The sequence below is a fragment of the Caulobacter sp. FWC2 genome (genome assembly GCF_002742625.1).
Classification (GTDB): domain Bacteria; phylum Pseudomonadota; class Alphaproteobacteria; order Caulobacterales; family Caulobacteraceae; genus Caulobacter.
This window is the reverse complement of record NZ_PEBF01000001.1, coordinates 4173727-4194429: the sequence shown is the minus strand read 5'-3', so window position 1 is coordinate 4194429 and position 20703 is coordinate 4173727. Positions and strand designations below refer to the sequence as shown.

23 protein-coding genes and 1 pseudogene are annotated in these 20703 nt (G+C 68.8%); 14 read left to right on the top strand and 10 right to left on the bottom strand.

Annotated elements, in window-relative coordinates; all coding sequences use genetic code 11:
* Positions 1–113: 113 nt before the first annotated feature.
* The 5 genes from CSW62_RS19900 to CSW62_RS19880 all read left to right on the top strand — a co-directional run bounded on the left by CSW62_RS19900 (position 114) and on the right by CSW62_RS19880 (position 3844).
* The gene (locus CSW62_RS19900; RefSeq protein WP_099580817.1) at positions 114–1169 is read left to right on the top strand and encodes a RodZ family helix-turn-helix domain-containing protein; all 1056 of its coding nucleotides are present in this window, start codon (positions 114–116) and stop codon (positions 1167–1169) included.
* A gap of 129 nt (positions 1170–1298) precedes the next feature.
* The gene (gene ispG, locus CSW62_RS19895) at positions 1299–2438 is read left to right on the top strand and encodes a flavodoxin-dependent (E)-4-hydroxy-3-methylbut-2-enyl-diphosphate synthase (RefSeq protein ID WP_099580815.1); all 1140 of its coding nucleotides are present in this window, start codon (positions 1299–1301) and stop codon (positions 2436–2438) included.
* Between the two features lie 12 nt (positions 2439–2450).
* Positions 2451–2855, top strand: a complete 405-nt coding sequence (locus tag CSW62_RS19890; RefSeq protein WP_099580813.1) for a hypothetical protein — start codon at positions 2451–2453, stop codon at positions 2853–2855.
* 51 nt (positions 2856–2906) lie between these two features.
* Entirely contained in the window at positions 2907–3362 is a 456-nt protein-coding gene (locus tag CSW62_RS19885) for a MaoC family dehydratase (protein WP_099580811.1), read from the top strand.
* 80 nt (positions 3363–3442) lie between these two features.
* On the top strand, positions 3443–3844 hold the full coding sequence (locus CSW62_RS19880; protein WP_099580809.1) for a hypothetical protein: 402 nt from the start codon (positions 3443–3445) through the stop codon (positions 3842–3844).
* Here the strand turns inward: CSW62_RS19880 and CSW62_RS19875 are convergent.
* Genes CSW62_RS19875 through prfA form a run of 3 tightly spaced genes read right to left on the bottom strand, consistent with a single transcriptional unit; the run spans position 3841 to position 6705 of the window.
* Positions 3841–4839 (bottom strand): bifunctional 2-polyprenyl-6-hydroxyphenol methylase/3-demethylubiquinol 3-O-methyltransferase UbiG, encoded by a 999-nt coding sequence (locus CSW62_RS19875; RefSeq protein WP_099580807.1) that lies wholly within the window; start codon positions 4837–4839, stop codon positions 3841–3843. The genes CSW62_RS19880 and CSW62_RS19875 overlap by 4 nt on opposite strands.
* 31 nt (positions 4840–4870) lie before the next feature.
* Positions 4871–5635: a pseudouridine synthase gene (locus CSW62_RS19870; RefSeq protein WP_099580805.1), complete on the bottom strand. Its 765-nt coding sequence runs from the start codon at positions 5633–5635 to the stop codon at positions 4871–4873.
* Positions 5635–6705 (bottom strand): peptide chain release factor 1, encoded by a 1071-nt coding sequence (prfA, locus tag CSW62_RS19865; protein WP_099580803.1) that lies wholly within the window; start codon positions 6703–6705, stop codon positions 5635–5637. Before prfA ends, CSW62_RS19870 begins: the two co-directional genes overlap by 1 nt.
* Before the next feature lie 188 nt (positions 6706–6893).
* Here prfA and CSW62_RS19860 point away from each other — a divergent pair, with 188 nt between their 5' ends.
* Together CSW62_RS19860 and CSW62_RS19855 are read left to right on the top strand one after the other, a co-directional pair.
* Positions 6894–9101 (top strand): bifunctional diguanylate cyclase/phosphodiesterase, encoded by a 2208-nt coding sequence (locus CSW62_RS19860; RefSeq protein ID WP_099580801.1) that lies wholly within the window; start codon positions 6894–6896, stop codon positions 9099–9101.
* Positions 9102–9210: 109 nt separating this feature from the next.
* Positions 9211–9738, top strand: coding sequence for a DUF1993 family protein (locus tag CSW62_RS19855; RefSeq protein WP_099580799.1), 528 nt, complete (start codon positions 9211–9213; stop codon positions 9736–9738).
* Positions 9739–9883: 145 nt separating this feature from the next.
* Here the strand turns inward: CSW62_RS19855 and CSW62_RS19850 are convergent, their stop codons facing one another.
* Entirely contained in the window at positions 9884–10357 is a 474-nt protein-coding gene (locus tag CSW62_RS19850; RefSeq protein WP_099580797.1) for a molybdopterin-dependent oxidoreductase, read from the bottom strand.
* Positions 10358–10471: 114 nt separating this feature from the next.
* Positions 10472–11137: a LysE family translocator gene (locus CSW62_RS19845; RefSeq protein ID WP_099580794.1), complete on the bottom strand. Its 666-nt coding sequence runs from the start codon at positions 11135–11137 to the stop codon at positions 10472–10474.
* Positions 11138–11259: 122 nt separating this feature from the next.
* Between CSW62_RS19845 and CSW62_RS19840 the strand changes: the two genes are divergently transcribed.
* Positions 11260–12636: a PLP-dependent aminotransferase family protein gene (locus CSW62_RS19840; RefSeq protein WP_099580792.1), complete on the top strand. Its 1377-nt coding sequence runs from the start codon at positions 11260–11262 to the stop codon at positions 12634–12636.
* A gap of 4 nt (positions 12637–12640) precedes the next feature.
* Here the strand turns inward: CSW62_RS19840 and CSW62_RS19835 are convergent, their stop codons facing one another.
* The 3 genes from CSW62_RS19835 to CSW62_RS19825 all read right to left on the bottom strand — a co-directional run bounded on the left by CSW62_RS19835 (position 12641) and on the right by CSW62_RS19825 (position 15341).
* Positions 12641–13411: a hypothetical protein gene (locus tag CSW62_RS19835; protein WP_099582382.1), complete on the bottom strand. Its 771-nt coding sequence runs from the start codon at positions 13409–13411 to the stop codon at positions 12641–12643.
* 90 nt (positions 13412–13501) lie between these two features.
* Positions 13502–14029, bottom strand: coding sequence for a GNAT family N-acetyltransferase (locus tag CSW62_RS19830; protein ID WP_099580790.1), 528 nt, complete (start codon positions 14027–14029; stop codon positions 13502–13504).
* 85 nt (positions 14030–14114) lie between these two features.
* Complete coding sequence (locus tag CSW62_RS19825) at positions 14115–15341, bottom strand: YihY/virulence factor BrkB family protein (protein ID WP_099580788.1); 1227 nt, start codon at positions 15339–15341, stop codon at positions 14115–14117.
* A 102-nt stretch (positions 15342–15443) separates the two neighbouring features.
* On the opposite strand from CSW62_RS19825, the gene CSW62_RS19820 reads away from it, so the two are divergent.
* Positions 15444–16214, top strand: coding sequence for an MOSC domain-containing protein (locus CSW62_RS19820; RefSeq protein WP_099580786.1), 771 nt, complete (start codon positions 15444–15446; stop codon positions 16212–16214).
* Here CSW62_RS19820 and CSW62_RS19815 read toward each other — a convergent pair.
* Both CSW62_RS19815 and CSW62_RS19810 read right to left on the bottom strand, forming a co-directional pair.
* Positions 16197–16490, bottom strand: coding sequence for a type II toxin-antitoxin system RelE/ParE family toxin (locus CSW62_RS19815; RefSeq protein ID WP_099580784.1), 294 nt, complete (start codon positions 16488–16490; stop codon positions 16197–16199). The genes CSW62_RS19820 and CSW62_RS19815 overlap by 18 nt on opposite strands.
* Positions 16487–16738, bottom strand: a complete 252-nt coding sequence (locus tag CSW62_RS19810; protein WP_099582381.1) for a type II toxin-antitoxin system ParD family antitoxin — start codon at positions 16736–16738, stop codon at positions 16487–16489. The genes CSW62_RS19815 and CSW62_RS19810 overlap by 4 nt, the downstream gene beginning before the upstream one ends.
* 87 nt (positions 16739–16825) lie before the next feature.
* Between CSW62_RS19810 and prmC the strand changes: the two genes are divergently transcribed.
* The 5 genes and pseudogenes from prmC (at position 16826) to CSW62_RS19780 (ending at position 20695) form a co-directional block, all read left to right on the top strand.
* Positions 16826–17695, top strand: a complete 870-nt coding sequence (gene prmC / locus CSW62_RS19805) for a peptide chain release factor N(5)-glutamine methyltransferase (protein ID WP_099580782.1) — start codon at positions 16826–16828, stop codon at positions 17693–17695.
* Between the two features lie 37 nt (positions 17696–17732).
* Positions 17733–17943, top strand: a pseudogene (locus tag CSW62_RS19800) (hypothetical protein).
* Positions 17940–19094, top strand: a complete 1155-nt coding sequence (locus CSW62_RS19795; protein WP_099580780.1) for a DUF4167 domain-containing protein — start codon at positions 17940–17942, stop codon at positions 19092–19094. The pseudogene CSW62_RS19800 and the gene CSW62_RS19795 overlap by 4 nt, the downstream one beginning before the upstream one ends.
* A 182-nt stretch (positions 19095–19276) precedes the next feature.
* Positions 19277–19852: a hypothetical protein gene (locus CSW62_RS26460; RefSeq protein ID WP_158235472.1), complete on the top strand. Its 576-nt coding sequence runs from the start codon at positions 19277–19279 to the stop codon at positions 19850–19852.
* A gap of 78 nt (positions 19853–19930) precedes the next feature.
* Positions 19931–20695, top strand: a complete 765-nt coding sequence (locus tag CSW62_RS19780) for a M48 family metallopeptidase (RefSeq protein ID WP_099582380.1) — start codon at positions 19931–19933, stop codon at positions 20693–20695.
* Positions 20696–20703 lie beyond the last annotated feature (8 nt).

The window sequence follows — 20703 nt, the reverse complement described above, 5'->3', positions numbered from 1 at the left end:
TCCCGCTACTTAGTTTGATATCCACAAACAGTTGTTAAGAATTCCGTGTGATACGGAATTGGGGGGCTCCGCGCTTCGCGCGCGGCGCGAGTTGTTGGGGGCTTTTAGTCGACATGCCGCTGGATACGGGCAACGTGAGGCGTTTGCATCTCGTCACGGACGCTGATGCGGACGATACGCCGATCGCCGTCGCGCAACCTTCGCTGGACGAAGCCGCCGACATCGGGCTGGCCCTGAAAGCCGCGCGCCAGTTCCGTGGCCTGACCACCCAGGACGTCGCCGACGCCACCCGCATCCGCCAGACCTATATCGAGGCTATCGAGGACATGCGCCTCGACGACCTGCCCTCGCGCCCGTTCACCATCGGTTATGTCCGCGCCTATGCCGGCCTGCTGGGCCTGGACGCCGAGGCGGCCGTGGCGCGCTTCAAGGCCGACTGTCCCGACGAGGGCGCGGAACTGCGCGCCCCGGTCGGCGTGCGCCGCGAGCGCGACCCGCGCCTGGCCCTGATCTTCGCCGGCGGCTTGCTGGTGGTCGGCGCCATCCTGCTCTGGAACGTCGCCCAGCGCGCCATCACCAAGGAAGAGCCGCCGGCGCAGGTCGCTCCGGCCGCCGTCTCCACCCAGGTGCAGTCCCACGCCGCCAACAGCCAGGTCGCCCTGGGCTCGCCGCTGCCGGCTCCGGTCGAGTCGACCACGCCCGATCCCTACAAGACGCCAGGGCTCGACGACGCCGCCGCCAACGGCGGTTCGGTCGACGCCGCCAACGCCGCCTCCAAGGCGCGCGCCGCGTCCGACGCCAAGGCCGGCGTCATCGATCCGGCCACCCAGTTCGTGGTGGGCTCGCCGTTCAAGCTCAAGGGCCAGGTGCTGGGCGCGACGCCGGCCGAGGGCTCGGGCGTGCTGATCCAGGCCCGCAAGGCCGGGGCCCTGACCGTGCGCCGCGCGGACGGCACGATCCACATGACCCGCTGGCTCTCGGCCGGCGACGCCTATCGCGCGCCGCGCACGCCGGGCCTGATCCTCGACGTGGTCGAGCCGAGCCTTTTTGAGGTCTACTACAATGGCCGCCTGACCAGCCGCCTGACCTCGAACCAGACGCCGGTGGCCAAGCTGATCCCGCCGGCGCCGCCCGCGCCGGTGGATGCGGTGGCGCTTCCGAGGCCTTAACCAAAACCGATCTCCCCGGCTTTCGCCGGGGAGAGCGGAGGAGGGGTACGCGGGGTTCGGGAGCCGCGAAATCGGAGGCAGGATCGGTGGGGCCTTCTATCCGGCCCCAACACCCTCTAAATTAGCCCCATGGCCGCAGATCACACCCACGTCCGTCCCTGGCGCATGATCACGCGCCGGCAATCGCGCAAGATCCGCGTCGGCAATGTCGAGGTGGGCGGCGACGCGCCGATCACCGTCCAGTCGATGACCAACACCCTGACCAGCGACGCCGCCGCCACGCTGGAGCAGATCCGTCAGCTGGAGGAAGCCGGGGCCGACATCGTCCGCGTCAGCTGTCCCGACACCGATAGCACGGCCGCGTTCAAGACCATCGCCCGCGAGGCCAAGGTCCCGCTCGTGGCCGACATCCACTTCCACTACAAGCGCGGCATCGAGGCGGCCCAGGCCGGGGCGGCCTGCCTGCGGATCAATCCGGGCAATATCGGCAGCGCCGACCGCGTTCGTGACGTGATCCAGGCCGCCCGCGACCATGGCTGCTCGATGCGGATCGGCGTCAACGCCGGCTCGCTGGAGCGCGAGCTGCTGGAGAAGTACGGCGAGCCGTGCCCCGAGGCGATGGTCGAGAGCGCCCTGAACCACGCCCGTATCCTGCAGGACCACGACTTCCACGAGTTCAAGATCTCGGTGAAGGCGTCCGATCCGTTCATGACCGTGGCCGCCTACTACCAGCTGGCCGAGGCCATCGACTGCCCGCTGCACCTGGGCGTCACCGAGGCCGGGGCCCTGCGAACCGGCACGGTGAAGTCCTCGATCGGCATCGGCTCGATGCTGTGGGCCGGCATCGGCGACACCATCCGGGTGTCGCTGGCGGCCGATCCCGTCGAGGAGATCAAGGTCGGCTTCGACATCCTCAAGTCGCTGGGCCTGCGCCATCGGGGCGTCAACATCATCGCCTGTCCGTCGTGCGCCCGTCAGGGCTATGACGTCATCAAGACCGTGGAAGCGCTTGAGGCTCGGCTGGCCCACATCTCGACGCCCATGTCGCTGTCGATCATCGGCTGCGTCGTCAACGGCCCAGGCGAGGCGCTGATGACCGACATCGGCTTCACCGGCGGCGGGGCCGGGTCGGGCATGGTCTACATGGCCGGCAAGCCCGACCACAAACAATCCAACGACGGAATGATCGATCACATCGTCGAACTCGTTGAGAAGAAGGCGGCCGAGATCCAGGCCGCGAACGCCGCGGAGACTCTCGCGGCCGAATAGGGAGTAAGCGCCATGCGCGCTATGGTTCTGGGCCTGTCGGCGGTTCTCGTTCTCGCGGCGTCGGGGGCTGTGGCCGCCGACCGCCCCAACCCGGAAGGCGAGGCCAAGCTCGCCAAGCTTCTGGAGGGCCGCGCGCCCGGCAAGCCGGTCCACTGCATCAACCTGCGCGCCGCCGAGGGCAGCGAGATCATCGACGGCACGGCCATTGTCTACAAAGGCCCCGGCGGCCGCCTCTATGTGAACCGTCCGCGCGGCGGCGCCGAAGACCTTCGTCGGGATGACATCCTGGTCACCAAGACGGTCACCGCGCAGCTCTGCAACATCGACGTCGTGACCCTGGTCGACTCGCTGTCGCGCTTCCAACGGGGCTTCGTGAACCTCGGCGACTTCGTGCCCTACGCCAAGCCAAAGCCCTGAACGCAAGAGTTTTCGCTTTCCACGGCGCGTCATGACGGCTAACGGCGTGGGATGATCGGACCTCACCCCTCGGGCGGCTATATCCTGGACGAACTGTCCGTCGGGATGACCGCCGAAAAGCACGTCCCCGTCACCGAAGCGCGTATCGGCCTGTTCGCCGAGGCTTCCGACGACTTCAATCCCGTGCACATGGACGAGGCCTTCGCCGCCAGGACCGCCTATCGCGGGCGGATCGCCCACGGCCTGCTGTCGGCGTCGTTCGGGTCGGCGGTGGTCGGCACCATCCTGCCCGGCGCCGGCGCGATCTACCTGTCCCAGACCCTGGCCTTTCACCGCCCGGTGCGCATAGACGACGTCGTCACCGCCCGCGTCACCGTCGCGGCTATCGACGCCGAGAGCGCCCGCGTCACCCTGCGCTGCGCCGGCTATGTCGGCGAGGACCTGATCATGGACGGCGAGGCCGTGGTCCGCGTGCCCCGGCGGCGCAAGCCGGCCGCCAGGGCCTAGGCGCGCCCCACTGCTTCAACCTTGACGTCAGGGATTCGGCGAGGTCAGCTTTGGGTCACGCCCGCAGTTGGAGTGCTCCTATGCGACCCTTGTTGTCCGGCCTGATGGCCGCCGCCCTGCTGATCGCAGCGCCATCGGCCTGGGCGGCGCCCAAGCCCCATCCGAAGGGCGAGGCCAAGCTGGCAGAGGCCCTCGCGGGCCGCGTCGCCGCCGCGCCGTTGGACTGCATCGATCCGAGGAGCGCCGAGACCGTCGAGATCATCGACCGCACCGCCATCCTCTACCGGATGCCGGGCGGCGCGCTCTATGTGAACCGGCCCGACGCCGGCGCGTCCGAGCTGGAGTGGGATTCGACCCTGACCAGCCGCACCGTCGGGGCGCGGCTGTGCCACCACGACACCATGACCGCGGCTCGCTTCAGCGAGACGAGCTTCGTGATGCTGGGTCCGTTCATCCCCTACAGTAAGGTCACCACGCCCTAGCGCCGCAGCGCCAGCAGCATCCGCCCGAACGGACGCAGCAGCGGCCGCGCCCAGGCGGGCGTCCGGTCGCGCAGCCGCGTGGCCAGGGCCATGCCAGCGTCGATCGGCGGCGGTTCGGCCGGGGCGACCGCCCGCGACGGGACGATCCGCGCCAGCGCCGCCTCATTCGTGGCGCACAGGCAGATATTGGCGTCAGCGGTGATGCGGGCCAGGGCCGCGCTGAGATCGTAGCCTGTTTGGCCGCTCTGGGCGAAGAAGCCGTTGACCGCGCCGAAGAACTCGACGGCGGGAAAGCCCGCATGGGCCAAGATCTCCAGCAGCTGGCCGCGCGAGTACGGCCGCTCCAGGGTCTGGGTCTCCAGCATCACCCGCATGTAGTCATCGCGGATCGGACCCTGGCGGTTGTCGCTCTCGATGATCAGCACCACGCCATCAGGCTTGAGACCACGCCGGATGTTTTCCAGCGCCGCGATCGGGTCGACGAAGTGGTGCAGGCACGATTCCAGGATCGCCGCGTCGAAGGTCCCCTCCAGTTGAGGCGGTAGCGCCTCGCGTTCCAGATCGACCGTGGCGAACATCGCCTCCAGCTGCTCGGCGGACAAGGCCAGGTAGGGATCGTCGGCCAGACGCTGGCGGGCCAGGTCCACGAATTGAGTCGAGATGTCGACGCCGGTCGTCGCGTAGCCCAGTCGCGTCAGCCAGTGCGACACCCAGCCGGGCCCGCAGGCCACGTCCAGCACGCGAGCGCCGCGCGGCAGCGCCAGCAGGTGGATCGTGTTGGCGAAGTGGTTCAGGTAGCTGACCACCTCGGCCAGGCTGCCGGCCGGATCTTCCGGCGTGATCGCCGCCAGCGGCTTGGTGGCCACGAAGGCCTCGATCTGCTCGCGCGAATACTGGGCGAAGAACCCATCCAGATACCGCCGCGCGCCCTCGGCCCAGTCGAAGTCCGGCAACTCGGCATTGACCTCGGCCAGGAGGGCGTCTCGGGTGCGCATGGTTTCCCTCCCGCCGCCCTTCGGACGCGGCCTACCCCGCGATCAACGCCGCGCGCTCTTCGCCGGTCAAGGGGCGCCAGCGGCCCTCCGGCATCTCGCCCAGGGTCAGGGGGCCGATCCTGACGCGGAACAGGTCGACGACCTTCAGTTCGACCAGTTCGCACATGCGGCGGATCTGGCGGTTGCGACCTTCGCGCAGGACGATGCGCAGGCGCTGGTCGGAGATGACCTCGACCTCGGCCGGGCGCAGTTCGCGGCCGTCCAGCTCCAGGCCGAAGCGGAGCAGCTCCAGCTTCTCCTCGGTCAGCTCGCCCATGACGGCGACGCGGTATTCCTTTTCCAGGTCCGACTGCGGGCCGATCACGGCCTTGGCCACGACGCCGTCCTGGGACAGCAGCAGCAGGCCGCGCGAGTCCTTGTCCAGGCGCCCGATCGGCGGCAGCAGGTCGCCCGACTGAGGGATCGGCGCCGGTACCCCGCCCCAGATGTTCTGGCGGGTCAGCAGGCGGGCGGCCGGAACCTGGCCGGGATCCGGTTGGGACGAGACCACGCCCACCGGCTTGTGGATCATGTAGGTGAAGGTGGAATCGAGCTTGGCCGTGGCCCGGTCGGCCAGGGTCAGGGTCTGGCCGGGCAGGATCTTGCGGCCCATGTCCTCGACCACTTCACCGTCGATCGACACCAGCCCTTCGGAGATCAGTGCTTCGGCCTCGCGGCGCGAGCACACGCCGCTCTGGGCCAGCCACTTGTTGACCCGCTGGGGCTCGTCCTCGTCGTAGGTCCGGGTCCAAGCCATCAGCCGAAGCTTTCTTCGAGGCTGGCCAGGCGCTCGGCCTGATCCTCGGCGATCAGCGGGTTGATCACGTCGTCCAGGGCGTCGCCCTCGATGATCCGCGACAGGTTGTAGAGGGTCAGGTTGATCCGGTGGTCGGTCACCCGGCCCTGCGGGAAGTTGTAGGTGCGGATGCGCTCGGACCGATCGCCGCTGCCGACCTGGCTCTTGCGAGCCTCGGAGCGGGCGCTGTCCAGCGCCTGACGCTGCATGTCGTAGAGGCGCGCCTTCAGGTTCTTCATCGCCTTGGCGCGGTTCTGGTGCTGGCTCTTTTCCGAGCTGGTCACCACCACGCCCGTTGGCAAGTGGGTGATGCGCACGGCCGAGTCAGTCTTGTTGACGTGCTGGCCGCCCGCGCCGGACGAGCGGTAGGTGTCGATCCGCAGATCGCTTTCCTTGATGTCGATCTCGACGTCCTCGGCCTCGGGCAGCACCGCGACGGTGGCGGCCGAGGTGTGGATGCGGCCTTGCGCCTCGGTGGCCGGCACGCGCTGCACCCGGTGCACGCCGCTCTCGAATTTCAGCCGACCGAACACGCCGTCGCCGGTGATAGAGGCGACGATTTCCTTGAAGCCGCCCATCTCGCCTTCCGAGATGCTGTCGACCTCGACCCGCCAGCCCTGCAGCGTGGCGTAGCGCTGGTACATGCGGAAAAGGTCGCCGGCGAACAGGGCCGCTTCGTCGCCGCCGGTGCCGGCGCGCACTTCCAGGATGGCCGAGGCGTTCTCGTCCTTGTCCTTCGGCGCCAGCATCAGAGCCAGGTCGTGTTCGAGGGCCGGCAGCTTGTCGTCCAGCGCCTGGATCTCGTCCTTGACCATGTCGGCCATCTCGGGATCGGCGGCCATGACGTCCAGCTCGGCGCGCTCGGCCGACAGCTTTGCCAGGCGCTCAACGGCCTCGGCCACGGGGCGCAGCTCGGCGTGCTCCTTGGAAAGCTTGACGATCTCGGTCCCGTCGGTGGCCGCGCCCATGCGCGCCTCCACTTCGCGGAAGCGATCGAGAACTTGGTCGAGGCGGGCCTGGGGCAGTCGCAAGGGCGTTCGTCGCACGGCTGGAGGATTGGGTCGGTCTGTCTAGAGCCTTTCCAGGCCGAAGGGAATGGAGCCGGCGCGACGTTTGGTCGCGCGCGCGCCAGCTCAGTCGTTCGACTCGTTATCTGAAGCTTAGCCTTATGCGCTCAGGACTAGATTTCGAATACTGAAGTAAAGCGGGGCTGTCGCTGATGACGCGGCTGGAGAAGAAGATCGCCATGCCCATGGCGGCCATCACATTGGCGGCTGTGGCGCTTTTGCTGTGCATGGTCTTCATCATCGCCGAGCGGGTCGACAAGGGGGCGCTAACCCACGACGAGGCGCTGGTGGCGAGCGGCCTGCGGGTCAAGGTCGTCGACATGGAGCGCAGCCTGGTTCCCCAGACCCTGTGGGACGAGGCGGTTCGCCATGTCGACAACCGCTACGACCCGACCTGGGTCCGCGCCAATATCGCCACCTTCCTGATCGACCAGGCCGGCTTCGACGAGATCGTCGTGCTGGACGACGCCGACCAGCTCCTGCTGGCCCAGGCGGGCCAGAATAGCCTTGCTCCCGCCGAGGCCCAGGCGCGGGTCGAGGCCTTCGCGCCTGTGGTCGCGCGCTTGCGGCGGCTGGAGCGCAATGCCCCCCGGCCCGCCGGTCGCAAGGCTGACGACAAGCTTGTTTCGACGGCGGTGTCGGCCAGCGCGACCACGCGCCTAGGCGATGATATCTATATGACCACGGCCGCCCTGGTTCAGCCCGACTTCGGGACCGCCCTGATCAAGGGCGCGCGGGCGCCCGTCGTGGTGGCGGCGACCAGGATGGACGCGCCCTTCCTGAGCGGCTTCGCCAGCCAGTTCCTGTTGACCGGGGTCCATCTGCATCGAGCCGATGCCGAGCGTGAAAAAGGCTTCGCCCACGTGCCGTTGCGGGGCGCGGACGGCGCGGTCGTCGCCACGCTCGGCTGGTCGCCGCCGCATCCGGGCGGTCAGCTGCTGCGCAAGACCCTGCCGCCGCTGCTGCTGGTGCTGTTCGCCCTGGCGGCCCTGTTCGTCGTCCTGGCGCGGCGCGGCCGGCAAGCCGCCGAGAACCTGGTCGCCAGCGAAGCGCGCGCCAAGCACATGGCCCTGCACGACGCCCTGACCGGCCTGCCCAACCGCAGCCTGTTTGAGGAGCGGCTTCACCAGGCGATCGACGGCCTATCGCGGCACGGCGGCCAGATGGCCGTTCTGGCCATCGACCTCGACCGCTTCAAGGCCGTCAACGACACCTACGGCCACGCGGCGGGCGACGAGTTGATCCGCGCCGTGGCCTGCCGGCTGACCTCCGTCTGCCGCACGAACGAGACCGTCGCCCGGCTGGGCGGCGACGAGTTCGGCGTCGTGGCCGCCCAGATCGACGGGCGCGGCGCGGTGGCCCTGGCCGAGCGTCTGGTCGAGGCTCTGTCGGGCTCGCTGGAATTGTCCTGCGGCGGCATTTTCGTCAGCGGCTCGGTCGGCGTGGCCTTGATCGGCGCCGATGAGGCCCATGTGGGCTCGGTCGAGGCCGCGCGGCGTGCCGACGTGGCGCTGTACCGCGCCAAGGACGAGGGGCGAGGCCGCTACTGCTTTTTTGAAGCCGACATGGACGCGGCCCTGCGCGTGCGGCGCGGGCTGGAGACCGACCTGCGCCAGGCCATGCAGGACGGCGGCGTCTGGCTGGCCTACCAGCCTCAGGTCGACGCGGTCGGCAAGATTGTCGGGGTCGAGGCCCTGGCCCGCTGGACGCACCCGACCCGGGGCGCGATCTCGCCCGCCGCCTTCGTGCCCCTGGCCGAGGACTGTGGCCTGATCGACGAGCTCGGGCGCCTGGTCATGCGCCGCGCCTTCGCCGACAGCCTGCGCTGGAAGGGCCTGAAGGTCGCCGTCAACGTCTCGGCCCTGCAGATGAAGCAGGCCGACTTCCCCCGCCAGGTCGCCGACCTGCTGGAAGAGACCGGCGCGCGGGCTCAGGGGATCGAGCTGGAGATCACCGAGGGCGCACTGCTGGGCGACGACGAAACCACCCACGACGCCATCGAGCGCCTGCGCGAGATGGGCTTCTCGCTGGCCCTGGACGACTTTGGCACCGGCTACAGCTCGCTTAGCTATCTGCGCCGCTATCCAATCGACAAGATCAAGATCGACCGCAGCTTCATCACCCCGCTTGGCGAGGACAAGGAAGCGGGCGCCGTGGTCCACGCCATCGTCCGCCTGGCCAAGGCCCTGCATCTCTCGGTAATCGCCGAGGGCGTTGAGACCAATGTCCAGCGCGAGCAGCTGAAGGAGATCGGCTGCGGCCAGGCCCAGGGCTTCCTGTTCAGCGCCGCCGTGCCGGCCGACGCGATCGACGCCCTGGTCGCCGACGGCGGCCGCGTGAAACTAACGACGAGCGCATAGCTGCTGACAACGATTGTCATCAGTATCGATTGAAAACTATCCTGGAGCGGGCTTAAGTCACCGCCTAGCCTGTACGGGTGCGTCCGGCGGGCTCAGCGAGGAATTTCCCATGTCCGTCACCCTCCAGACCGTCGCCGTGACGTCGCTCACGCGCGGCCTTAAGACGCTGCTGCTGCTGCTCGAAAAGGCCAAGGCCCATGCCGAGGCCGCCGGAACCAGCCCCGACGCCTATGTCGAGGCGCGGCTGTTCGAGGACATGCTGCCCCTGTCCGGCCAGATCCAGCGGGTCTCGGACACGGCCAAGGGCGCGGTCGCTCGCCTAACGGGCCTCGATGCGCCGCCCATGGCCGACGAGGAGAAGACCTTCGCCGACCTGCAGGACCGCATCGCCAGGACCCTGGCCTATGTCGAGAGCGTCCCGGCCTCGGCCTTCGACGGCGCCGAGACGCGCGAGGTCACCGTGCCGGCCGGCCCGTTCACGCTGCAGTTCACGGGTCTGGACTATCTGCTGGAGTTCGTGATCCCGAACTTCCAGTTCCACGTCGTCACCGCCTACGACATCCTGCGCCACAAGGGCGTACCGCTGGGCAAGCGCGACTTCCTGGGGATTGGGCCGGAACGGCTGAAGGCGGCTTAGGAAAGGGCAGGGGGCCGGAGCCGGCCCCCTCCACCGCCGTTCGTCGGTCCCCCTCCCCCAACAGGGGGGGGAGCGCTATCCCTCCGCCCCGCTTGGGGGCGGACAGACCTGCGTGAGCAGGTCAGGTGGGGGTCTGTGCTGAGTCTCAGAACGCCGGCTTGACCTCGATCGACACTAGCTGGCGCGGCGCGCGCGATGCACGCAGGTCGCCGTCAACCACGAGGCGATAGGGGCCTTCGCGGTCGTCCAGCTTGTGGCCGCCCACGGTGTCTGCGACCACCACCGGATTGGCGCGATAGACCGGATCGGTCTCGGCCAGGGACAGCACGCTGAAGAAGCCGTCGGCGGCGCGGGCGATGATCACCTGGTTCAGGTATCGCCCCATCAGGCGCTCGCCATGCACCACGCCGGCCTGGGCCAGCACGGCGTCGAGCCGGACGCCCTCATAGGTGACGGCCGCGCCCTTGACCGTGATCGTAGCCTTGGCGCGGGGCAGGGCGGCGAGGTCCTTGGGGCTCAGGGTGACGGTGTCGCGACCGGCGACCGTGACCTTGAGATCCTGGGCGGCGGCGCTCGTGGCGAGTAGCGCGGTGAGGGCAAGGGCGAGAAGCAGGCGCATGGGGGGTCCTCGAATTTACCCGAACCTGAGGCAACCCTTCTCCACACGCAAATAGCTTGTCATCCCGGCCGCAGCGAAGCGGAGAGGCTTCCGGGATGACAAGATTTTTGAAGCTCACCCGTGCGACCGCATCGGCGGCGGCGCGGGGGCGTCCGCCAGGGCCTCCAGGCTGACCGGCTTGGCCTTGTGGTCCACGAGCAGCGGATACAGCGACGCCACCAGCAGCACCGCCATCACGATATTGAACGTCCGCAACACCGCTGGGCGATCCAGAAACGGCCGCAGGCCCTGGCCGAACCCCGCCCAAGCCGCGCTGCACGGCGCGCCGATCAGCATGAAGGTTCCGGCCAGAAGCGGCACGAGGGTCCAGCCGCTGCCCTCGGGCGCATAGGTCGTGACAGCGCCGAGCGCCATGGCCCAGGCCTTCGGGTTCACCCACTGGAACGCCGCCGCCTGCAGGAAGGTCATCGGCTTGCGCAGGTCCTTGTCGCTGACCTTGCTGGACGTCCCGATCTTCCAGGCCAGCCACAGCATGTACGCGGCCCCGACCCAGCGCAGCACTTCGTGCAACACCGGATAGGTCCGGAACGCGCCGCCCAGGCCCAGGCCCATGCACAGCACCATGAAGCCCAGGCCGCAGCTGATCCCCAGGATATGCAGCACCGTTCGGCGGAAGCCGAGGTTCGCCCCGGACGCCAGCAGCATCATGTTGTTCGGCCCAGGCGTCCCCGCCGTGGCGAAGCAGAACAGCACGTAGGCGAGCAGCAGTTCGGGGGTCATCTCCGGTCTCCCTTGGAAGGCGTCTCGGTACGCCGACCGAGGTGTCACGGTGATGATTTCCATTGTATCGTGAGTCAAATTGCATATTGTCATCATGACAATAAACGAGACGCACGACACACGTGGCCTGGACCCCAACCCTTCCTGACGGCGGCGCCCCGCTCTACGAGCGGCTGGTGGCGGTGCTGCGCGCCGATATCGGCTCGGGCGTGCTGGCCGCCGGAGAGCGCCTGCCGCCGCAGCGCGAGCTGGCCTATCGCCTGGGCGTGGGCCTGGGGACCGTGACGCGGGCCTATGTCGAGGCCGAGAAGGCCGGGCTGGTCAGCGCCCATGTGGGGCGCGGCAGCTTCGTCAACGCCCCGGCCGAGCACCGACCCCATGAGCGCGATGGCCCGATCAACCTGGCCCAGAACATCGCCGCCCAGGCCCCGGCCGGCGCGCGCCTGCCCGAAGCCCTGGCCCGTCTGCGTCGGCGTCCTGACCTGCTGGAGCACCTGACCTACGCCCCGCCGGCGGGCCATGAGACCCAACGTCGAGCCGGCGCGGCCTGGCTGGCGCGGACCAGCAGCTATGAAAGCGTCGACTGGCGCCGGCTGATCTGCTGCGCCGGCGCCCAGCAAGGCCTGGCCCTGGCGCTGGGCGCGGTTCTGCGGCCCGGCGACGTGATGTTGACCGAGCATCTGGCCTATCACGGCCTCAAGACCCTGGCCCTGCACAGCGGCTGGCGCGTCCGGGGCTTGGCGATGGATAGCGAGGGCCTGCGCCCGGACGCCCTGGAGAAGGCCATCGCCGCGACCGGATCCAAGGTGCTGGCCGTGCTGCCGACCTTGCAGAACCCCACGGGCCGGATCATGAGCCTCGCCCGCCGCGACACCATCGTCGCCATAGCCCGCAAGCACGACCTGACCATCGTCGAGGACGACATCTACGGCGCCTATGCCGAAGGCGCGCCGCCGCCGTTCGCAATGCTGGCGCCGGAGCGGACCTTCCATGTCTCGGGCGTCTCCAAGACTCTGGCGCCCGGCCTCCGCGCCGGCTTCCTGGTCGTTCCGGCCGCCGAGACCTTCGAGCGGGTGCTGGATGCGGTGCGGGTGTCGGTCTATGCGCCGCCAACCTTCGGCGGGCTGATCGCCACCCAGTGGATCGAGGACGGCGGAGCCGACGCTATCCTGGCCGAGACTCGCGACGAGGCCCGTATCCGCATGGCCATGGCCCGCGACCTGCTGGGGCCGGCCATGGAGCCGGTCTATGCCGAGACCGCCCCGCACATCTGGCTGCCGATGAGCGAGCTTGAGGCCGAGCGCCTGGCCGGCCGAGCCCTGCGCGGCGGGGCCGAGATCACGCCGCCGTCGGCCCCGGTGGTCGAGGCCGGTCCCGAGAGCGGCGTTCGCGTCTGCCTGGGCGCGGCGCCGGACCGCGAGACCCTTCGCCGAGGCCTGGAGATCGTCGCCGGGGCGCTGTCGAGCGAAGTCTCGGAGCGCTCCCGGGCGGTGATTTAGGCGTCTACCACAACAGCGTCTTCACCCAGGTCGACCCGTCCGGCGCGATCGCGACGTTCTTGATGACCACCTGGCTGTCCTTGGCCAGCCAGAAGGTCGTCGGCTTCATTTCGGGGTGGTTGTAGTCGGTGGTCACCACCCAGCAGTCGACCTTGCCGCCGGCCGAGCTGGTCAGGACTTCGCTGCCCGTGACCTTGAACACGTAAGCCGCCGGGGCCTCGCCGCCTGGATGGTGGAAGACAACCGAGGCCTCGTAGCCCTTGGCCAGCGGTAGGGCCTGCAGGAACTCCATGTCGGTCTCGAAATTGAAGGCCGGCTGCGGCGAGGCCATGTCGTAGGCGGCCGTCGTATTGCCCTCCATGTCCTTCAACCCGACGATCCGGTCGGGCTTGAAGTCGAAGCCTTCGATCTTGGTCTGGCCGTCCTTGCCGGTGACGCGGCGCTCGTGGGCGAACGGGCGGAAGGTGCCAAGCTCGAACCAGCTGTCGAGCTTTTTCACCACGCCCGGCGTCGAGCCGTCCCAGTGCTGGACGATGTGCAGGCGCTTGACTCCGGCCTTGTCGGGCTCGATGCGGATCTCGCGGGTCCAGACGTCCAGCGGCGTGATGGTGTCGCCCATCTGCCGGTAGCGCAGATAGCGGTGGGTGGCCGGCTGGAGCTTGTCGAACCGCGCCAGCGGCTGGCCGACGGGAACAGGCGTGATGGCGGCCTGCGCCGAAGCGGTCACGGCGAGCGCGAGCGCTGCGCCGAGGGCGACGCGGGAAATGAACGACATGAAAAGCCCCTGAACCAAGAACGCCGGCATGTGAGGCCGAGCGCGGGGCGAGGGCTACTTAAGGTTCGGTAATGCGCCGGTTGAGCGCGCCTAAAGCGCTTTTTCCAGGATCACGAAATGCAGGTCGTCGCGCTGCGGAACGCCGAAGCGTTCGTCCCCATAGGGGAAGGGTTCGGTCTTGCCGGTCAGGCGGTAGCCGCGGCGTTCGTACCAGGCGATCAGCGTGTCTCGCACGGAGATGACGGTCATTTCCATGGTCTTGCCGCCGCGCGCTCTGGCGTGGTTTTCGGCGGCTTCCAGCATCGTACGGCCGATGCCGCCGGCCTGGCGCAGGGGCGATACGGTGACCATGCCGACATACCAGGCGTCGCCCTCGGACGGCTGGACCCACACCGAGGCGTAGGGCTTGTCGCCCTCCGCGTCGCGCAGGGTCAGAAGGGTCGCGCCCGGCGTGGCCGCCAGGTCGGCGCGCAGGGACGCCTCGTCGGTGCGCTGGCCGCCCAGCAGATAGCTCTCGCTGGTCCAGCCCTGGGTCGCCAGCTCGCCGCGATAGGCGGAGTTCACCAGGGCGGCGATGTCGGCCAGTTCGTGGTCCTGATAGGGCGTGAGAAGCGACATGGGCAGCGTCTCTAAGGGCTGAGGCGCTGCAAGGAAAGCACTCTCCTCCCCCAGAAGGGGAAGAGAGAGAAAGTCAGTGGGAAGCCTAGCGCCTCCGCACCCTGTTCCACACCCCGCCGGTCACGCGCCGGACCATGCCGGCTTCGCGCTTGATCATCTCCCAGGGATGGAAGGCCAGGCCTACCGTGTCGGCCATGGCCGCGCCGCGCGCGCCCATCGGCTGTTCCGGGCCGGTGGTGGAGTCGACGGCGGTCTGGTGCTCGATCTCGGCGTTCAGCTCGGCTCCGACCAGGATGGCCATGATCGAGAACCACACCCAGACCATGAAGGCGATCACCGCCCCCAGCGGGCCGTAGGTGGCGTCATAGTGGGCGATGGTGTTGACGTAGAGCGAGAAGCCCAGCGAGCCGGCCAGCCATCCCGTCGCTGCTGCCCCCGCGCCGATCCACACCCACCGCCAGCGGGCCCGGGCCCGGCTGGGGCCGAAACGATAGAGCACGGCGAAGGCTGCGGCGGTGATGGCCAGCACGATCAGCCAGCGGATCGGCGCCCAGATGGCCTCCAGCGCCGACAGATGCGCGGCCTTCAAGAGAAGGGGCGTTACGATCAGCACGCCCGACGCTGCCGCTGCATAGGCCAGGGCGCAGAAGGTGAAGACGTAGCTCTGCAGGGTGCGCGGCACGAGGTGGCGTTTCTCCTCCTCGTCATAGGCGATGTTCAGCCCGTCGAAGAGCGTGCGCATGGAGGCGTTGGCGCTCCAGATCGACAGCAGAAGGGAGAAGCCGAAGGCCACGCCCAGCTTGGCCTGGCCCTGGCTGGCCAGGCGTAGCATCTGCTCGCCGACGATCTGCACCACGCTGGCGGGAAAGACGCCGGCCATGTCGCGCAGCTGCGCCTCGACGGTCCGCACGTCGGCGAACAGGCCGTACAGCGACACGAAGGCGCCGATGGCCGGGAACAGAGCTAGCAGGGTGTAGAAGGTCACGCCCCCGGCCACGGCCGGCAGGCGGTCGACGCCGATCTCCAGCCAGGTGCGCCAGAGGATGTCGCGCCAGCCCAGCAGCGGGATATGGCCGGGATGACGCGCCGCGCGGCCGCGCAAGGGTTCTGCCGCGTCGAACTGGTGCGGCGGCATGGCGCGGTCCTCGGACAGGCCGGGCGGATCGGCGATTGGTTCTTCGCCGGATGTCTGCGGCGGCGTCTTGCGCGGCAGGACCAGCGGCGCGGCCGCCAGCAGCACGATCCACGGCGCCAGGTGGTACGGACGCGACTTCAACCACTTCAAGATCGGACGCGGTGATCCGCCGGCCATGCAACGCCCTCCAGGTCAGCAGAACCCCGCGCGGCGTGTCGCGTTCCCGGTGATGGGCGGCGAAGCCTTGCCATCGGCCCCGTCGTCCACGACCTTCGCGCCATGGACGCCCGTATCGCCTCGCTCTACCGCCACCCCGTCAAGGGCTTCATGCCCGAGCGCCTGACCGCCGCCACGCTGGAGGCCGGGGCTTGCTTCCCGTGCGATCGGCTCTATGCGGTCGAGGACGGCCCCAGCGGCTTCGATCCCGAGGCGCCGGCCCACATCTCGAAGATGAAGTTCACGGTGCTGGCCAAGATCCCGGCCGTCGCCAAGGCCCGCACGGCCTATGACGAGGCCAGCGGGGTCTTTACCGCCAAGGCCGAGGGACAGCCCGACTTCGCCGGCGACCTGCGCACCGACGCGGGCCGCGCGGGGCTCGAAGCGTGGCTGAGCAACCTGCTGGCCGGCGAGATCACGGGGCCGCTGAAGGTGGTCGAGGGGCCGGGCGCCCATCGGTTCATGGACAGCCGCTCGGGCTATGTCTCGATCGTCAACCTGGCCAGTGTGCGCGACCTCGGACAACGGATCGGCCGGGATTTGGACCCGCTGCGCTTCCGGGCCAATCTCTATGTCGAGGGCTGGCCGGCCTGGGCCGAGAACGACTGGACCGGCCGGACCCTGACGGTCGGCGGCGCCACCGCCGAGGTCCTGAAACCCATCGTCCGCTGCGCCGCCACCCACGTGGATCCGACGACGGCCGAGCGGGATGTCGAGCTGGTGAAGGCCCTGTTCGACAACTACGGCCACATGTTCTGCGGGATCTACGTGAACGTCGCGCAGAGCGGCGCTGTGGGCGAGGGGGATGAGGTGGCGCTAGACGAGACGGCTTGAGGCATCCATTTGCTGATGGAGAATACGGGCGACGACGACGCCCTCATGTGTTGGCACATAGAAGATGACGTGGGACCGAAAGATCTGCTTGCGGCAGTTCTCCTCGATCCATTCCGTGGCGACGCCGCGATAGGGATCGCGAGCAATTGTATCGATCGTGGCCGTCAGATCGCGGATGTAGCGGTCGGCCCTGCGTCGCCCCCATTGCTGGACCGTGTAGGCCCAGATTTCACGCATGTCGAAGCGCGCGAGTGGGGTAAGTTCATATCGTTTCACGACTTGGCGTCGTATTCCGCGTTCACTTCGGCAAGGAAATTGTCGACATCGAAAGCCTCTGGCTTGCCGCTGTTGAGGCCCGCCTTCACAGCGGCTCGTAGAGCGGCCATTTTGGCCTCATGGCTTTCAAGGAGCCGAAGGCCGGCCCTCACAACTTCGCTGGCGGAGCCGTACCGGCCTTCCTCCACCTGATCGGCGATGAAGGTCTGAAAATGTTCACTGAGCACGATGGACGTGTTCTTGGTCATGGTCAGCTCCGATCGCCGTAAGAAATACCAAAAACTGGTACCGCTTTCAATCTCGCCTCCGCCCATCCAAAGCGCTAAATCCCCTTCATGACCCTGACTCTCGTCAAAGCCTGGACCGCCGCCAAGGATCGTCTGAAGGACGCAGGCATAGATCAGCCGTCGATCGATGCGCGCCTGATGCTGGAGGTGGCCGCGGGCGTCTCCCGCACCGAGATCGTCACCGATCCCTATCGGGAACTGACGCCCGAGCAGCAGGCGACCCTGGAGGAGTATCTGTCCCGCCGCGCCCGCCGCGAGCCGGTCAGCCACATCATCGGCCGCAAGGGCTTCTGGAAGATCCTGCTGCAGGTCAACAAGAACGTCCTGACCCCGCGTCCCGAGACCGAGGTCATCGTCGACGAGGTGCTGAAGGCCTTCCCGGAAAACATGGCGTTCTCGATGCTGGATCTGGGCGTCGGCTCGGGCACCATCCTGCTGGCGGTGCTGGCCGAGCGGCCGGCGGCCAAGGGCCTGGGGATCGACGCCTCCGCCGACGCCCTGGCCGTGGCCAAGGACAACGCCGCCAGCCTGGACCTCAACACCCGCGCGGCTTTCATGCACGGCGACTGGACGGCGGGCCTGGGCGACGCGGGTTTCGACCTCGTCGTGTCCAACCCGCCCTACATTCCGACGGCGGTGATCGACACCCTGGAGCCGGAGGTTCGCGACCACGAGCCGCGCCTGGCCCTGGACGGCGGGGCCGACGGCCTGGACGCCTATCGCCTGCTGGCGCCGGAGATCCTGCGGGTGCTGAAGCCCGCCGGAATGTTCGCCGTCGAGATCGGCCACGACCAGGCCAAGGACGTCGAAGCGCTGTTCCGCGCGGCCGGCGCCCAGGAGGTCAGAACGATCAAGGACCTGTCGACGCACGACCGCGTGGTCACCGGGGTGAAAAATCCCTTGGAAACCGGGGCGTGAACCGTTAGACGAGTCTTGTCTCCTTCCAGATCGCCAGGTGACGGGAAAAGCAGGCATCCTTGATGCCCGCGAGGCTCCCCTGGCAGGCGCGCCCGGTCCGCCGGTCGCCGCGCCCAAAGAGCAGGGCGGGGGCTCTACGGAAACCAGTGTCTCTGAAACTCACTAGGGTTAAACCCGCTCAGAGACCAGCAAGGCCGGACGCGTCCAGCGCAAGACTGACCTCCGGACAGGTTCAGAAGAGACCATGAGAGATTTCAAAGGCATGAAGCGCCAGCGCGGCCGCAACAATCGCGGTGGCAGCGGCGGCAAGCCTCAACAGCACAACGCCAACCGCGCTTTCGATTCGAACGGGCCCGAAGGGGTCAAGGTTCGCGGCGCGGCCCAGAGCGTCTACGAAAAGTACCAGCAGCTGGCCCGCGACGCGACGTCGTCCGGCGACCGGGTGCTGGCCGAGAACTATCTGCAGCACGCCGAGCACTATTTCCGCGTCCTGCGCGCCATCCAGCCGAATCGTCCGGTGTCCGACATCGTCGGCAAGGACGTGTACGCCGCCTACGAGATCGACTTCGAGGCCGAGCCGCCGGAAGAGCCGGAGGTCGCCGAGACCCCCGCTCAGCCGGAAGGTCAGGGCGAAGGCGGCGAGAACGGTGAAGGCGGCGAACAACGCCGCGACCGCTTCGAGAACCGCGATCGTAACCGCGATCGCGACCGCAACTTCGACAACAACCGTAACCGCGACGACCGTCCGCGCGACAACAACCAGGGCGAAGGCCGCCGTGATCGCTGGCGTGACCGCGACGATCGCGACCGCAACCGAGATGACCGTCCTCGCGATGACCGTCCTCGTGACGATCGTCCCCGCGACGACCGCCCTCGCGATGACCGTCCCCGTGACGATCGCCCGCGCGACGATCGTCCTCGTGACGACCGTCCCCGGGAAGACCGCTTCCGCGACCGTGACGACCGTCCCCGGGACGACCGTCCGCGCGAGGACCGTCCGGTCGCCGCCGAGGGCGACGTCCAGCCGCAGGCGGAAGGCGAGAGCCGCGAAGGCCGCCGCCGTGGCCGCGACCGCAACCGCGATCGTGACTGGCAGCCGCGCGGCGACCGCGATCCGCTGGCCGTGATCGAGCCGGAAGCCTCGCCGCTGCCGACCTCCAGCGCGCCCGCCAGCGAAAGCTCGCCGGTTCTGCGCGGCCAGGACGGCGCCGTCAGCGAGGCCCCGGCCTTCCTGGGCCGCAAGGCCCGCGCGACCGCCGCCGCCGAACCGGCCGCTCCGGCCGCCGAGGCTCCGGCCGCCGACGGCGAAGAGGTCAAGAAGCCCCGCCGCCGCCGCGCCCCGCGCAGCTTCGAAGCCGGCGAAGGCGCTCCGACCAGCTCGGGGCCGGAAGAGGCCTAAGCCTTACCGTTCATCGGAATCCCGACGAAAGGGGCCGCGAAAGCGGCCCCTTTTTCGTCGTGACCGCCGCCCCGCGCGCGCTGAACGAGCTCCGAGATAGCCGCTGAAGGCCACGCTTCCGCCCGACTTCCGCCATCGACCACCGCGCTAGTCCCGCGACCGGGGGTTTAGAGGGGGCGGCCGTGCGGCGACGACGGTGGGGCGTTGTGTTGGGCTCGGTGGCGTTTCACGCGCTGCTGGTTGCGCTGTTCGTGCTCGACCTGGCGCGAGGGCCCGTCGCCGCGCCGGAGCCGCCGGCCATGACCGTCTTCCTGGACCGCGCCCCGCCGCCCGCGAGGCCCCGGCCCTCGTCGCGAGGCGGGCCCAGGGCTCCGAGCGCGACGGTGAAGGCCGAGCCGGCGCCCGCCGCGCCGATCGCCGCTCCCGCCGGCCCCGCTTCGCCGTCGTCTTCTGAAGGCGCGGCTGTCGCCGAGGCGTCGGCGGCCGACCTGCGGGGCCTGGGCGGCTGCCGGCTGGCGACGCTGGACCGGCTTTCCGCCGACCAGCGGGCCCGCTGCCAGGAGCGGTTGGCCCAAGCGATGGACAAGGGGCGGGCGACGCGGCCCAATCTGGACCCGACCGGCCGCTTCGCCCGCGACGCCAGGCCCTATCTGACGCGACCGCCCGAGAACGGCTGCAAGCCGGTCGGAAGCATCAAGCCGGGCCTGATGGGCTCGACCGACGCCACCCTTGGCCTGGGCTGCGCGAAGTCGTTCTAAGCTTGACCGGTTGCGCCCTTGCCGCTCGCCGGAGATAAGGTTCGCGTCGAGTTCGAAACACGGTTCGCCGCGCCCATGATCGCCCTTCGCCGCCTGACCCTGCCGCTGCTGATGGCCGCCGCCTGCGCGGTGTCGGGCTGCGCCTACAATGCCGATCTCGGCCGCGACCAACTGCTGATCGTCAATGACGACAACCTGGCCGCCGATGGCGAGAAGGCCTGGGCCGATACGCTGCGCACCACCTACATCTCCAAGGAGCCGCGCAAGAACGCCCGCGTCCAGGCCGTGGGCCAGCGGGTTATCGCCGCCGCCGGCCTGGCGGGCCGTCCGTGGGACTATGCGGTGTTCCTGGATGAGGCCCCGAACGCCTTCGTTCTGCCGGGCGGCCATGTCGGGGTGACGGTCGGCCTGCTGTCCATGGCCCAGAACGACGACCAGTTGGCCGCCGTGATCGGCCACGAGGCCGGCCACGTCGTCGCCCACCACGCCGCCGAGCGGGTCTCGCAGGAGCGCACCTCGAAGATCCTGCTGGGCCTCGCCGGGGCGGCGGCCGGCGGCACCGACTTCGGCAAGCTGCTGAAGGACCACGGCAACGACGCGGCCAAGTACGGCCTGCTGCTGCCGTTCTCGCGCAAGCAGGAGCTGGAGGCCGATCGCCTTGGCGTCGATTTCATGCAGCGCGCCGGCTACCAGCCGCGCGAGGCGGTGGTGCTGTGGCGCAACATGCAGGCCCAGGACGCCGCCTCGGGCCAGGCGTCTGGCGGCGATTTAAGCTCGACCCACCCGTCGGACGCCGTACGAATTGCCGAGCTGGAGCGTTATCTCGCCAGCAAGGGGTGGTAGGTCTTGTG

Coding starts and splice junctions, on each gene's coding strand:
- ispG (WP_099580815.1), top strand. CDS start 1,299: ATGGCCGCAGATCACACCCACGTCCGTCCCTGGCGCATGATCACGCGC.
- CSW62_RS19835 (WP_099582382.1), bottom strand. CDS start 13,411: ATGTCGTTCATTTCCCGCGTCGCCCTCGGCGCAGCGCTCGCGCTCGCC.
- CSW62_RS19860 (WP_099580801.1), top strand. CDS start 6,894: ATGACGCGGCTGGAGAAGAAGATCGCCATGCCCATGGCGGCCATCACA.
- CSW62_RS19880 (WP_099580809.1), top strand. CDS start 3,443: ATGCGACCCTTGTTGTCCGGCCTGATGGCCGCCGCCCTGCTGATCGCA.
- CSW62_RS19810 (WP_099582381.1), bottom strand. CDS start 16,738: ATGACCAAGAACACGTCCATCGTGCTCAGTGAACATTTTCAGACCTTC.
- CSW62_RS19795 (WP_099580780.1), top strand. CDS start 17,940: ATGAGAGATTTCAAAGGCATGAAGCGCCAGCGCGGCCGCAACAATCGC.
- prmC (WP_099580782.1), top strand. CDS start 16,826: ATGACCCTGACTCTCGTCAAAGCCTGGACCGCCGCCAAGGATCGTCTG.
- CSW62_RS19875 (WP_099580807.1), bottom strand. CDS start 4,839: ATGCGCACCCGAGACGCCCTCCTGGCCGAGGTCAATGCCGAGTTGCCG.
- CSW62_RS19850 (WP_099580797.1), bottom strand. CDS start 10,357: ATGCGCCTGCTTCTCGCCCTTGCCCTCACCGCGCTACTCGCCACGAGC.
- CSW62_RS19825 (WP_099580788.1), bottom strand. CDS start 15,341: ATGGCCGGCGGATCACCGCGTCCGATCTTGAAGTGGTTGAAGTCGCGT.
- CSW62_RS19900 (WP_099580817.1), top strand. CDS start 114: ATGCCGCTGGATACGGGCAACGTGAGGCGTTTGCATCTCGTCACGGAC.
- CSW62_RS19845 (WP_099580794.1), bottom strand. CDS start 11,137: ATGACCCCCGAACTGCTGCTCGCCTACGTGCTGTTCTGCTTCGCCACG.
- CSW62_RS19885 (WP_099580811.1), top strand. CDS start 2,907: ATGATCGGACCTCACCCCTCGGGCGGCTATATCCTGGACGAACTGTCC.
- CSW62_RS19870 (WP_099580805.1), bottom strand. CDS start 5,635: ATGGCTTGGACCCGGACCTACGACGAGGACGAGCCCCAGCGGGTCAAC.
- CSW62_RS19830 (WP_099580790.1), bottom strand. CDS start 14,029: ATGTCGCTTCTCACGCCCTATCAGGACCACGAACTGGCCGACATCGCC.
- CSW62_RS19820 (WP_099580786.1), top strand. CDS start 15,444: ATGGACGCCCGTATCGCCTCGCTCTACCGCCACCCCGTCAAGGGCTTC.
- CSW62_RS19890 (WP_099580813.1), top strand. CDS start 2,451: ATGCGCGCTATGGTTCTGGGCCTGTCGGCGGTTCTCGTTCTCGCGGCG.
- CSW62_RS19855 (WP_099580799.1), top strand. CDS start 9,211: ATGTCCGTCACCCTCCAGACCGTCGCCGTGACGTCGCTCACGCGCGGC.